Source organism: Winogradskya consettensis, assembly GCF_018332715.1.
Taxonomy (GTDB): domain Bacteria; phylum Actinomycetota; class Actinomycetes; order Mycobacteriales; family Micromonosporaceae; genus Actinoplanes; species Actinoplanes consettensis.
Genome location: NZ_BOQP01000007.1, coordinates 1 through 11,885 on the forward strand (window position 1 = coordinate 1; position 11,885 = coordinate 11,885).

At 70.9% G+C, this 11,885-nt stretch carries 14 protein-coding genes; 4 read left to right on the top strand and 10 right to left on the bottom strand.

The window, feature by feature from the left end:
- Window positions 1–107: 107 nt before the first annotated feature.
- The 4 genes from Aco04nite_RS07685 to Aco04nite_RS07700 all read right to left on the bottom strand — a co-directional run bounded on the left by Aco04nite_RS07685 (window position 108) and on the right by Aco04nite_RS07700 (window position 3,109).
- A complete protein-coding gene (locus Aco04nite_RS07685) occupies window positions 108–809 on the bottom strand; it encodes a hypothetical protein (RefSeq protein ID WP_212996486.1) in 702 nt (233 codons plus the stop codon).
- A 31-nt stretch (window positions 810–840) separates the two neighbouring features.
- Entirely contained in the window at window positions 841–1,869 is a 1,029-nt protein-coding gene (locus tag Aco04nite_RS07690) for a hypothetical protein (protein ID WP_212996487.1), read from the bottom strand.
- Window positions 1,866–2,360 carry an RNA polymerase sigma factor gene (locus tag Aco04nite_RS07695; RefSeq protein WP_438874905.1) on the bottom strand — a complete coding sequence of 165 codons (495 nt, stop codon included), beginning with the start codon at window positions 2,358–2,360 and terminating at the stop codon, window positions 1,866–1,868. The genes Aco04nite_RS07690 and Aco04nite_RS07695 overlap by 4 nt, the downstream gene beginning before the upstream one ends.
- Window positions 2,361–2,458: 98 nt before the next feature.
- A complete protein-coding gene (locus tag Aco04nite_RS07700) occupies window positions 2,459–3,109 on the bottom strand; it encodes a DedA family protein (RefSeq protein WP_212996488.1) in 651 nt (216 codons plus the stop codon).
- A gap of 104 nt (window positions 3,110–3,213) precedes the next feature.
- Here Aco04nite_RS07700 and Aco04nite_RS07705 point away from each other — a divergent pair, with 104 nt between their 5' ends.
- Window positions 3,214–3,900: an NUDIX hydrolase gene (locus Aco04nite_RS07705; protein WP_212996489.1), complete on the top strand. Its 687-nt coding sequence runs from the start codon at window positions 3,214–3,216 to the stop codon at window positions 3,898–3,900.
- A gap of 28 nt (window positions 3,901–3,928) precedes the next feature.
- Here the strand turns inward: Aco04nite_RS07705 and Aco04nite_RS07710 are convergent, their stop codons facing one another.
- A complete protein-coding gene (locus Aco04nite_RS07710) occupies window positions 3,929–4,069 on the bottom strand; it encodes a hypothetical protein (RefSeq protein WP_212996490.1) in 141 nt (46 codons plus the stop codon).
- Between the two features lie 127 nt (window positions 4,070–4,196).
- Between Aco04nite_RS07710 and Aco04nite_RS07715 the strand changes: the two genes are divergently transcribed.
- The gene (locus Aco04nite_RS07715) at window positions 4,197–5,009 is read left to right on the top strand and encodes a hypothetical protein (protein ID WP_212996491.1); all 813 of its coding nucleotides are present in this window, start codon (window positions 4,197–4,199) and stop codon (window positions 5,007–5,009) included.
- Here the strand turns inward: Aco04nite_RS07715 and Aco04nite_RS07720 are convergent.
- The gene (locus tag Aco04nite_RS07720) at window positions 4,950–5,516 is read right to left on the bottom strand and encodes a hypothetical protein (protein WP_212996492.1); all 567 of its coding nucleotides are present in this window, start codon (window positions 5,514–5,516) and stop codon (window positions 4,950–4,952) included. The two genes, Aco04nite_RS07715 and Aco04nite_RS07720, sit on opposite strands and share 60 nt — an antisense overlap.
- Before the next feature lie 138 nt (window positions 5,517–5,654).
- Between Aco04nite_RS07720 and Aco04nite_RS07725 the strand changes: the two genes are divergently transcribed.
- Window positions 5,655–8,660: an ATP-binding protein gene (locus Aco04nite_RS07725; protein ID WP_212996493.1), complete on the top strand. Its 3,006-nt coding sequence runs from the start codon at window positions 5,655–5,657 to the stop codon at window positions 8,658–8,660.
- 39 nt (window positions 8,661–8,699) lie between these two features.
- Here the strand turns inward: Aco04nite_RS07725 and Aco04nite_RS07730 are convergent, their stop codons facing one another.
- Both Aco04nite_RS07730 and Aco04nite_RS07735 read right to left on the bottom strand, forming a co-directional pair.
- Complete coding sequence (locus Aco04nite_RS07730; RefSeq protein WP_212996494.1) at window positions 8,700–9,656, bottom strand: WXG100 family type VII secretion target; 957 nt, start codon at window positions 9,654–9,656, stop codon at window positions 8,700–8,702.
- Complete coding sequence (locus Aco04nite_RS07735; RefSeq protein ID WP_212996495.1) at window positions 9,656–9,982, bottom strand: hypothetical protein; 327 nt, start codon at window positions 9,980–9,982, stop codon at window positions 9,656–9,658. Before Aco04nite_RS07735 ends, Aco04nite_RS07730 begins: the two co-directional genes overlap by 1 nt.
- A 179-nt stretch (window positions 9,983–10,161) precedes the next feature.
- On the opposite strand from Aco04nite_RS07735, the gene Aco04nite_RS07740 reads away from it, so the two are divergent.
- Complete coding sequence (locus Aco04nite_RS07740) at window positions 10,162–10,875, top strand: hypothetical protein (protein ID WP_212996496.1); 714 nt, start codon at window positions 10,162–10,164, stop codon at window positions 10,873–10,875.
- Window positions 10,876–11,071: 196 nt separating this feature from the next.
- On the opposite strand, the gene Aco04nite_RS07745 is transcribed toward Aco04nite_RS07740, so the two are convergent.
- Window positions 11,072–11,380, bottom strand: a complete 309-nt coding sequence (locus tag Aco04nite_RS07745) for a GlsB/YeaQ/YmgE family stress response membrane protein (protein ID WP_212996497.1) — start codon at window positions 11,378–11,380, stop codon at window positions 11,072–11,074.
- Between the two features lie 63 nt (window positions 11,381–11,443).
- Window positions 11,444–11,839: a DoxX family protein gene (locus Aco04nite_RS07750; protein WP_212996498.1), complete on the bottom strand. Its 396-nt coding sequence runs from the start codon at window positions 11,837–11,839 to the stop codon at window positions 11,444–11,446.
- Window positions 11,840–11,885 lie beyond the last annotated feature (46 nt).

The window sequence follows — 11,885 nt, forward strand, 5'->3', positions numbered from 1 at the left end:
CGGCTCGCAAAACATTACCCGCTGCTCCCGCGAGCGCCAAACCGGCCCCCCTCCTGGGTGGACAGGCGGAGGCGGGCCGGGCTCACGGCGTACTGATCAGGGGGAAGCTATTTGCCCAGTGACATGTACTTGATGGTGCCTTTGTCGGCCTCGAAGCGGATCCGCCAGCCGTTGTGGCCGGTGATCGGGAGTTCGTAGCCGTCCTTGTCGTTGCCGGTCAGGCCCTTGCCGTCGTAGGCGGTCTTGAGCTCGGCAACCTTGGAGCCGCGCTTGATGCCCGCCTCCGTCTCGGCGTCCTTGTCCGCCGCGATCGAGACGAGCTTGCCCTTGGTGAAGCTGGCACCGCCGTCGGTCAGGTAGGCGATGAGACGGTCGTAGAGGCGCTGGGTGGAATCGGCGTAGGCCTTCGCTGCCTTGGCGCTGCCCGCGGCGGAGGTGTCGGTCGACTTGTCCGCGGCCTCGACCGCCTTCTCGATCTTCTCGTCGAAGGCCATCTGCTTGGCGTCCGGTTCGGGACCGTCTGCGAACGAGTAGACGTTCTTGTCGAGAACCGTGGAGACCGGGTCGGTCCGCAGGTCACCCGTGGCGAGTGCGTCCTTCTCCGACATCCCGATCGTGAGCTTGCCGTACCCGTCGCTGCCGAAGTAGGAAGGCGCGGCCACGGAGGCCGAGGGCGAGGAAACGGGAGGCGACGAAACGGCTGGTGTGTCGGTGCCGGGATTGCAGGCGGCGAGCGCCGCGGTCGCCGCGAGGGCAGCGACCGCGGCGCATGCGCGTGTGGTCTTCAGTGAAATCTCCCCGTCAAACATGCGCGCAGGGTAGATCGACGACACAAGGGACTCAGCCGGGGATCACGAGGTACGCCCAGCCGGCCTTGTTGCGGGCCGCGGAGTCCGCCTGCGCGGTGATGGAGAGGCCCGAGCCGGCCGCGAGTGTGATCGAGGCGAACGAACTGAACTCGCCGTCGCCCTTGCACTCGTGGGTGACGGTGCCTTCCGTCTGGCCGTTCGTGGCGACCGTACCGTCGCGCAGGGTCTTGCCGGTGCGCACGAGGAAGCTGACCTTGCCCGGCCCGTGGCAGCTGACCGTCACCCGGTAGTTCCCGGCGGGTTTGGTGACGTCTGCGGTCTTGTCCTGCTCGGTGGTCATCTTCGCGGGTTCCGGGAGCCCGGAACCGTCGAGCAGGGCGGCAGCGGCGGTGGCGTTCGTCTTGCTCTCCTGGCTCGCCTCGGTGACGATCTCCGAGGTCCGGACGATCTTGAAGGAGAAGCTGGCCTTCTCCGCGGCCCTGGCGTCGCCGCTGAGGAAGACACGCGAGCGGTTGGCGGCGGGCTGGGTGAACGGGAGGATCGCCGGTTCGGGGTTGTCGGAGCAGGTCGCCGTGCCGGCAGCCATCTTCTTGTCGCCGTACTGGCCGTCCTTGAGGACGATGTCGACGGTGCCCTCGCCCACGCAGTAGAGGTAGAACTGGTAGTCGTCGGCGGCGAGGTCCATGGCGGCGTTCTCGTAGTCCGCGGTCACCACTCCCGACGTCGCCACGACCCAGGGTTGCTTGTCCGGGTCGCCCAGCGCGTCATCGGCCGCTGATATGCGGGCCTCGGCGGTGGGATCAGGCGTGGGAAAAACGTCCAGGTTCTCGGACGGGCCCGATGAGGGGGCCGCGGGCGGGGCGTTGGTGGCCGGGTGGCGGTCGTTGACCAGGGCGATCCCCGAGGTGATCGCGGCGATGGCGAGGACCACGCCGAGGCCGGCGGCAATTCCCTGGCGGCGGCGCACGGTACGGCGTACCTGGTCGGCGCCCGGGGGGAAGACCTCGCGCATGGCCTGGGTGCGGGCCTCGGCGAGCAGCAGTTCGGTCCGGTCGGTCATGACGGTGTCTCCTCTGCTGTTCCCAGGTGGGCGGCCAGTGCTGTCCGGGAACGGTGCAGCCAGGACTTCACGGTTCCTTCGGCGACTCCTTCGCGTACGGCGATCTCGGGGACGGTGAGGTCGGCCATGTAGCGCAGCACGACCACGCGGCGTTGCTGTTCGGGCAGGGTGGCCAGGGCGGCGATCACGGCGACCCGTTCCGGGCCGGGGCCCTCGATGCGGACCTCGGTGCGCCGCTGCCGGCTCAGGAAGGACAGAGCGGTTCTGGTACGCCGCCACTTGCTGAGCGCCAGATTCCAGGCCACCCGGCGGATCCAGCCGACCGGGTCCTCGTAGCGCGACACGGTGCGCCATCTCGCGTACGCCCGGCAGAACGCTTCCTGGACGACGTCGTGGGCTTCCTGCCGGTCGCCGAAGTACATGTAGAGCTGCACGGTGAGGTCGCCGTAGTGGGCGGCGTACAGCTCATCGAAGTTCGCGGGCGGAGCCACGATCGTCGGCTCCCCCTGCCTGACACCGGCTCTGACCGGTTCGACATTAGCTGTCACGGGGGTGACACGCGCCGGGCCGGTGAACCGTTGCGACAAAATCAGGCGGCGAGGGTGAGTTCTTCGGGGCGGATGCGGCGGGGCCGGCGCAGGGCCTTGGCCGCGAGGGGGATGACGCCCAGGAACATCGCGCCGACCGCGGCGAGGACCGCTGCCGCTCCCCCGGCCGAGCCGAGACCCGCGGTGGCCGCGCCGACCCCGGCGAAGGTGCTGACCCAGATCACGGTGCCCAGGGCGGACCAGCCGACGAAACGACCGAACGGCATCCGTACGCTGCCCGCGACGATCGGGACGACGGCGTGCACGACGGCGACGAAGCGGACGGCGGCGAGCGCGGGTCCGCCCCGGTCACGCAGGTACGCCTCGGCGCGCTGGAACCGTTCGGTGCCGATGCGGCGGCCCAGGCGGGTGGTACGGAGTCGCGGGCCGAATGTGCGGCCCACGGCGTACCCGAGAATCTGGCCGGTGAGCGCACCCGCCGTGCCGACGGTGACCACCAGGGCGAAGCCGGCGGGGCTGCCCGCGAGCGACGCGGCGAGCATGACGACCGACTCGCCGGGGACGAGCAGTCCGAGCAGGAAGGTCATCTCGACGACGCTGGACAGGAACGTGGCGAGCAGGACGAATCCCTGGTCGAGTGTGGACAGCCACTGGACGAGGGCGGCCGCGGCGTTCATCAGGTCGGCGAGCATGGGTTGAGCCTGGCCGACCGGAGCCCGTCCAGCTATCGGGTCATACCCCCGATCAACCCTTAGGGGAGCTTTTTGTCACTTCAACATCAAGATATGCTCGCGACATGGCTGATCGAGACCATGCGCAGCTGCGGATCGCGGCGGACCTCGTCATTCTGACCGTCCGGGACGGCAAGCTGCAGGTGCTGGTCATCACGCGGCGGAATTTCCCGTTCGAGGGCAGGCGGGCGCTGCCGGGAGGGTTCGTGCGCGTCGGTGAGGACATCGGCGCCACGGCGGTGCGGGAGCTGTCCGAGGAGACCGGGCTGGACGGCGCAGCGCTGCGGCTCGAGCAGTTCGCGGTCTACGGCGCGCCGGACCGGGATCCGCGGGGCCGGGTGGTCAGCGTGCCCTACCTGGCCATCATGCCGGATCTGCCGATCCCGACGGCCGGGTCGGATGCGTCCACCGCCGCGTGGATGCCGGTGGAGGAGGTCCGCGCGGGGCTGGCGTTCGACCACGACCTGATCCTGGACGAGGCGGTGGAGCGGGCCCGGCGCCGGTTGGAGCTGACCACGATCGCCACGGCGTTCTGCCCGGCGGAGTTCACGATCGGCGATCTGCGCAATGTGTACGAGGTCGTGTGGGGCGAGCCGCTGGATCCGCGCAACTTCAGCCGCAAGGTGACCGGCACGGAGGGGTTCGTCGAGCCCACGGGCGGGCGGCGACTGCCGGTGACAGGGCGCCCAGCGGCCCTCTACCGGGCGGGCGGTGCGACGACCCTGAACCCGCCGATCCTGCGGCAGCGCTGATGGGAGCGCTGCCGCAGGGGTGGTGCGGTCAGCGGCAGATCTTCAGGACGCCGTCCCAGTTGGTGCCGGCCTGGCAGACCGGTTCGGCGAGGGCGGGTCCGGTGGGGACGGTGGCCGCGAGCAGGCCGACGGTCGCCGCGGTGATCATCAGGGTGAGCAGCTTACGCATGGCGTTTCCTTTCGCAGGGGTCTTTATGTCACATCAACACTAAGTGCCGGACGGCGTTTGTGTCAACGCGACACTAAGGCTGCTACGCTGAGTGTTCATCCCGCCACGCACCCCTACGAGGTGGACCATGATGCTCCGCGTCCGTCAGCTCGACCTGGTCGTGACGATCGCCGCCGCCGTCGCCGTCGGCATCCTCGGCACGTTCGATGTCGTCAGCACCGCCGTCACCGGCGGGGCCACCCTCACGATGCTCGGCCTGCTGGCCGTCAGCTCCCTGCACAGCCGCACCACCCAGCAGAACCTGGCCGGCGATGTCGCCGAGCTCAGCCGGCTGACCCGCCAGCACCTGGGCGGCCGCGACCGGCTGCTCGCCGCGTCCACCTCCGGCATGGACATCGACCTCAGCCAGGCACAGGACATCCGGATCCTCGGCGTGACCCTGGGCCGGACGATGCGCAACCACCACGCCACCCTGCAGCGGCGCCTGGACGCCGGCGCAACCGTGCGGATCGTCCTGATCGCACCGGACGCCGCCCCGCTCGGCGAGGCCGCCCGCCGCAGCACCGTCCCCGAAAGGCCGGAGATCTTCGAGCACCGCCTCCGGCCGACAGTCGACCTGCTCGACACCCTCGCCGTGCGGGCCGCGGCCGGGCCGGGCACCCTGCAGATCCGGATGCTGGACTTCGTGCCGGCGTTCGGGATGATCGCCGTCGACCCCGAGACGTCACACGGGCACCTGCACATCGACATCTACTCGCACCGCAACGGCGCGGCCGAGCCGGCCCTGCCGCTGTTCGCCCATCGCGACGCCCGCTGGTTCCAGCACTTCACCAGCGACTTCGACCGCATCTGGTCAGCCGGCCGCCCCTACGGAACGGGGTCAGCTGAGGGGCGCGGTGGCGACGGTCAGGGCGGTCTGTGCGCGGGACGGGCCGGGTGACGCGCGATGGCGGCGCAGGCGATGGGCGATGGTGGGGACGGCGCAGGCGGCGTGGGTCCAGGTGAGCTCGGTGCCCGTGGCGCCGGGCAGGGTGAGGGTGCCCGCGATGCTGGGGTGGACGACGACCACGGCGGTGACACGGTGCCCGCGAGGTTGCAGGCGACGCAGTCTGCGGACGGCGCCGAGCAGCAGGTGCGCCGATTGGCCTATGTAGGTGGTGTCGCAGAGCACCGCCCCGCCGGGGGTTGTCGCGTACGAGCCGGGTGGCCACGCGACGGTGTCGACGAGGACGAGGCGGGTGCCGGCGCTGAGGGCGTACGGGATCGGCGGTGCGTGGCCCGCAAGACGCACGCCGCGGTAGAGAAGGACGCCGGGCAGGCGCGCGAGGGCGGTGAGCTGGTCGCCGGTGCGGGCGGCGACCTCGTACGCCGTGGCTCCGATGGGGCGCAGTGACCGCCGTTCGGTGTCGACGATCCGGTCGAGGGTGCCGTGGTGGTGGTCGATCATCCGCTCGTCACCTCATCGTCGCCGTCCGTCACGTCAGGCGATTCAGTCACGGGCGGCTACCAGCGCCCTACCGCAGCGCTACCCATGGCTTCGGGTTGGCCCTACGGTGGAGACAGTGCCGAGGTGCGGAGGCGCGACGTGATCTACGAAGTCCTGGGTGAGCTGCAGATCCGTGAACCGCGTGGCGGGCAGCCGCTGCCGCTGCCGACCGGGGTGCAGCTCAAGGTTCTCGCCGCGCTGCTGGTCCAGCCGAACAAGCGGCTGCCGCACGCCGAGCTGCTGCGGATGGCCTGGGGTACGCCGCACGTGCAGGAGGCGCAGCTGCACAAGGCGATCTCCGCACTGCGGCGCCGGGTCGGGCGCCCGGATGACATCGTCACGCACACCCGCTTCGGCTACGAGCTGCGGGTGGCCGATGACGAGCTCGACCTGCTCGCCTTCGAGAAGCTCACCGTCGCGGCGGACGCGGCCGGTCAGCGGCACCGGCCCGGCGAGGAGGCCGGCCTGCTGGACCGGGCGCTGCGGCTGTGGCGGGGTCCGCGACCGCTGGCCAACGTGCCGGGGCCGGTCTTCGCGACCGTGGCTCACGGGCTGCAGGAGCGGCGCAAGCGGGTCGCGGTGCGGCTGTTCACGCTGCGGGTCCAGCGTGGCGAGTTCGCCGGGATGCTGGGCGACCTGCAGCGGGTGACGAACGAGTTCGCCACCGATCATCAGCTGCACCGGCTGCTGATGGTGGCCCTCTACCGCAGCGGGCACCGGGCCGAGGCGATCGAGGTCTACGAGCGGTACGCGCAGGCGCTCCAGGCCGAGATCGGTGAGCCCGACGCGGAGCTGCGCATGCTGAAGTACGCGATCGGGCGCGGCGACGACGACGGGGTGAGCAAGGCGCTGCCGCTGCCCGAGCAGCCGGTACGCGGTGCGTCCGCGGTGCCCCGTCAGTTGCCGGCCGCGCCGCCCGATTTCGTGGGGCGGGAGCCACTGCTCGCCGAGCTGGTGTGGTTGCTGCGCGCCGGGTCGCCGTACCGGATCATGGTGGTGCCGGGTCTCGGTGGCATCGGCAAGACCGCCCTCGCCCTGCAGGCCGCGCACCGCCGTCTCGCGGTCTATCCGGACGGTCAGCTGTGGGCCGAGCTGCGCGGCGCCTCGGCGGACCCGGCCGACCCCGGTGAGATCCTGGCGCAGTTCCTGCGGGCGCTGGACGCGCCGGTGATACCGGAGTCGACCGCCGAGCGGGGCGCGTTGTTCCGGACGCTGGTGGCCGACCGGCGGATGCTGATGGTGCTCGACGACGCCGGCAGTGCCGCGCAGATCCGTCCCCTCATCCCGGCCGGGGACGGCTGCCGGGTGCTGGTCACGACCCGGCGGCATCTGCCGGACGTGCAGGGCGCCCATCACGTGGGCACGCTGGAGCCCCTCGGCGACGACGACGCGGCGACGCTGTTCGCGTCGATCGTGGCGGCCTCACGGATCGACCTCGACGGCGAGCAGGACGCGATCCGGGACGTGATCGGGCTGTGCGGGGGGCTGCCGCTGGCGCTGCGGGTGGTCGCGGCGCTGCGCGTGCACGACCATCCACGCCCGACGGCGGAGCTGGCCCGGCGGCTGCGGGCGCAGGGGCCGGCGGCGTACGCGTTCGGTGACGCGAGCCTGGCGCGGACCCTCGAAGCCGGGCTGGCGCCACTCGAACCCGCCCATCGCCGGTTGTTCACCGATCTGGGTCTGCTGCCGCTGCCCGCGTTCGGGGTGTGGACGGCGGTGGCGCTGACCGGTGACGCGGCGCAGGCCCGGGCCGGGCTGGCAGAACTGGCGGCGGCGTCGATGGTGGAGACGACCACGGCGCCGTTGCGCTACCGGTTCCATGACCTGACCAGGGAGTACGCGTACCGGCGCGCGCTGGCGGAGCGGCCCGACCCGGCCGAGCGGGACGCGTTGCTCGCCAGGGTGTGCACGGCGCTGCTGACCCTGGCCCGGCGTGCGCACCGCGGGCTGTACGGCGGGGACTTCGAGGTCGTCCACAGCGAGATCCCGGACGCCGTGCTGCCCGCTGAGGCGTACGCCGAGGTGGATGCCGACCCCATCGGGTGGTTCCGGGCCGAACGGTTGTCGCTGCGCGCCGCCGTCGAGGTCGCCGCGCAACTCGGGCACGCCGCGCTGGCCTGGGATCTCGCGGTGTCGGCGCACGAGTTCTACACGCTGCGCAGCGAGCACGACGACTGGCTGACCACGCATCTGACGGCGTTGCGGGCCTGCCGGGCGGCCGGCGACGGGCGAGGTGAGGGCATCGTGCTCGCGTGTCTGGGGCAGCCGTCGCTGGTGGCCGGGGGCCGGCGCGACGGGGTCTCCGGGATCGCCGAGCTCGGCCGGGCCGTCGAGCTGCTCGCCGCGGCCGGTGACCGGCACGGGCTGGCGATCGCCCGGCGCACCCTGGCCAACGCTTTGCGCCGCCGGGGCCGGTCGGCGCGGGCACTCGTACTCTTCGAACAGGCCCTCGGTGGTTACGAGGACGCCGGAGACCTGGTCGGGCAGTGTCAGACGCTGCGCTTCATCGGGCAGGTCCATCTGGACCGCGGCGACCACAAGCCGGCGGCGGAGGTGCTGGCCCGCGCCGAGCAGGTCGCCGCCGACCTGGGCCGGCCGCTCCTGATCGCGCAGACCCGTTACTGGACGGGCTACTCCTGCCTGGCGGTCGGCGACCTGACCGCCGCGGCGCTGGCTTTCAGCCGGGTGCGTGAGGTGCTCGGGCCGGACCGCGGCGTGGGCTACGGCTACGCGCTGCACGGCCTCGGAGACCTGGCCCTGCACCGGCACGAGCTCGACGACGCGCGGGCCCACCTCGGTCTCGCCGTCGCGGTCGCGCACGAGCACGCCGACGCGCTGCTCGAGGGGCGGATCCACCTCTCGCTCGCCGACCTGTGGCAGGACGAGGGCCGCGCCGGCGAACACCTCGCCGAGCTGCGGCGGGCGGCACGATGTTTCGCGGACTGCGATGCGGCGTACCTGGAGGTGCCGGCGCAGGCGCGGCTGGCCGGGGCCGAGGCGGCCGCGGGGTCTGCGGAGGCGGCCGCTTCGGCCTGGGCACGGGTGGACCATCTCTATGCCACCGGTGAGGTCCCGGAGCAGGACCGGACAGCGCGGCGCCCGTGAGGATCGCTCAGAGCCGGCGAGATCACCTTCCCGCTCCGGTCAGTCGTTGTAGTACTTCTCGTAGGTCGAGTGGGAGCCGGACCAGGCGTCGTCGACCATGGGGTCGGCCGCGGTGAGCTCGGTGTTCTCCTCGTCGCCCGGCTTGTAGTCGACCAGATAGACCTTCGGCTTGCCCGGATCGTCGAGGCGGCTCTCGAGCCGGTCGATCGCGGCGAGGCGGCTGCTCACGGCCCCGCTGTCCGGGGACGTCCGCTCGCGCATCAGAACGGTCCGCTCCCGATCGAGCAGGACCCGGTTCGCCCGGTCGCGGTCCTCGCTGGGCAGGCCGCGCGCCGCGCCGATCATCTCGGGATAGTTGTTGAGCAGGCGATCCTTCTCCATCGGGTGCGAGTAGTGCCAGATGGAGGCCTGACTGGTCTCGGTCAGGGTCGGGAACGAGCTCAGCGTGACCGCGTCGATCTCCTCGCGGTAGTCGAGCGTCGACGACAGGTCCTCGTTCTCGCCGACCGAGTTCGCGTCGAGCACCTTGCGCGTCTTCATGTCGACGTCGGAGGCCTTCTCGAGGATCTCGGTGATCTGCGAGACGTACGCGTCCACGCTCGCCTGGGCCTGCTGCTGGTCCCCGGCGGCGCTGAGCTGCGCGGTGACCGTGCCGGCTGCCAGGTCGATGGTCATGCCGCCACCGCGCGCCTCGTCGACGACGTTGTGCAGCATCTTCTTGTAATGGTCGAGATCGTCGGCGAAGTCACGCATCGCGTCGGCGATGACCGCGCACTTGACGTGCGCGTTGCCGATCTGGGTCCGCAGCTTCGCCACCCGCTCCTGCGCGGCCACCGAGTCGTCGCCCGTCCAGTAGAACTGCAGGTCACCGGTCTCCGCACCGAGATCCCCGACCGTGGTGTCGATCGCGTCGACCAGCGTCAGCCAGTGATCGGCGACCGCACGCAGAGTGGCGGTGTCGGCCTCGAGCAGGCCCTTCAGGGTGATGTTGCGCATCAGTACGCCGGACCGAACGTCGGGTCGCTGATCTGCCGCAACTGCTGGGCGGTCAGATCGTCGTACGACTGGTAGTCGGTCGCCGTCGTCGTGAGATCCGCGCCGAGCTTCTTGACCGCGCCGGCGAGCTGATCGAGCTCCCGGGACCAGGCGTCGGCGGTCGAATACATCGTTCCCGCGCAGAGATACGAGCCCTCCACCGCGTTCCCACCCTGGGACGACCAGCCCTCGACGTCTGCCGCCGTCCGGTGCAACCGCTCCGCGACCCTGCCGACCCCCTCACCGATCTTGATCAGTTCGGGAACATGGATCTCTGTGCTCGGCATTCGCCCTCCCCGTACTCCACGCTGCGGCACTGCCTTCGCAAGGTACACGGACGGGGCGGCGGGCTTGTTCACCCGATCTCCACTACTCTTGCCGCGATTACTCCTGCTTTTCGTAGTGCGGTTTCGTAGTGCGGTTTCGCGGTGCGGTTTCGTGGTGCGGCTTTGTGAAGCGAGGCGACATGCGGTGGTTACGGCGCGGGGCCGGCAGGGCGCAGGCTCAGCACGACCCTGACCTGCAGCGGGCGCTGCTCGAGGACGTCCGGCACCGGTTCGGCGGGCACGTGCAGGTGCGGTTCCCGGAGCAGGCCGGCGAGGTCACGCGGCTGCTCGACGGTGACGACGGGCTCGCCGTGGCTGCCGTCGTGGTGCGCGAGTTCGCGGACTCCGCGCACAACGAGCTGTTCGCGCAGGTCGCCGAGCTGCATCGGCGTACCGGCCGGGGCTTCGTGGTCGACCGCCGCAACTACCGTCCGCTGTGGCAGGCCGCCGGAGGTCACCTACGGTGGCCACTCTTCGAACTCCCCGTCGCCCTGCACCCCTACGTCCAGGTCGCCGCGGCGGTCACGGTCCTGGGCACCCAGGCCCGCCGGACCGTACGCGTCACCGCGCCCGAACCCCTCCTCGCCCACGTCTTCGAGATCCTCGACCTCGTCGTCGACGGCTGGGAACACGGCCGCGTCTGGGTCGACGCGGACGGCGCCGCCCTCGTCCGCCGGCTCATCTTCACCGCCCGCGACATCCGCGACGCCATGGGCGACCCGCCGCCGCTCCCGCCACCCGTGCGCGAGCAGATGCGCCGCAACAACTCCATCGACGTGTACGACCCGGCCGGCAACCAGATCGTCGGCTCGATCAACCCGGGGAAAGAGATGCGCGAGGCTCTGCTCGCCTAGGGCGCATCTGAGGGATCACGGCGAGGCTGTGGCGAGGTCCAGGTTTCGTGTCGCAAGGGGGATTGAGGGGTGAATACCGGTGTTGTATTCGCCCCTCAATCCCACGCCGCGAGACGGAAGCTGGGCCCGGCGCAGGCCGTCGTGATCCCTCAGATGCGCCCTAGCCCTTTCGTCGCCGGTCCGCGGGCTCGGTGGTTCAGTCGCGGTCTGCGGGCTCGGTGGAGAACGCGCGGGCCAGGAGGGCTGCGACGGCTACGCCGAGGATGCCGATGCCGACCTGGACGGCGATGACCAGCCAGTCGAAGCTTCGCCCGGCGACGTTCAGGAAATGGTCGCTGTGCAGGTCCCAGTGGTCGGCGACCCAGGTCCCGGCCACGGCCGCCCCCATGCCGATCAGCACCGTGAGGATCACGCCGATCCGTTGCCGCCCCGGCAGCAGGATCCGCGCCACCACGCCGATCACCGCACCGAAGATGATCGCCACCACATAGTCCTGTGCGTGCATCACTCGCCTCCGTCCTTGATCAAACGTCAAGCACGTTGCCCAGTGTGCACATGCGGTCAAACGTCAATGTTTCTTCTCGGCGCGCGTGGCTGCCAGGGCCCAGGCCACGAGGGCGGGCTGGCCGAGCAGGCGCAACGCCCGCTTGGTGTCGGTGTCCAGCCCGAAGCCGTCCCGCCGCTCCGCGAACTGCGCGATGTTGCCCGGGAACACTCCGACGAAGAAGCCCGCCGCGAGCATCCCCAGCCGGCGCCGGGCCGGCTGCTTCCACGTCGCCAGCAGCGCCGCACCGAGCGCCAGCTCCACGAACCCCGACGCGACAACAACCCGATCCGGGTCGACGGGGAACCACGACGGCACCTGCGCCTGAAATTCCTCACGCTGGGTGGTCAGATGCCCCGTACCGGCGGTGACCAGCACGGCACCAAGGGCGGCCTGCCCGAGACTACGCAGAACGTTCATGCCGTGCCGACTACCCGGCGTCCGTCCCCGCCAATCACGGCTTCCC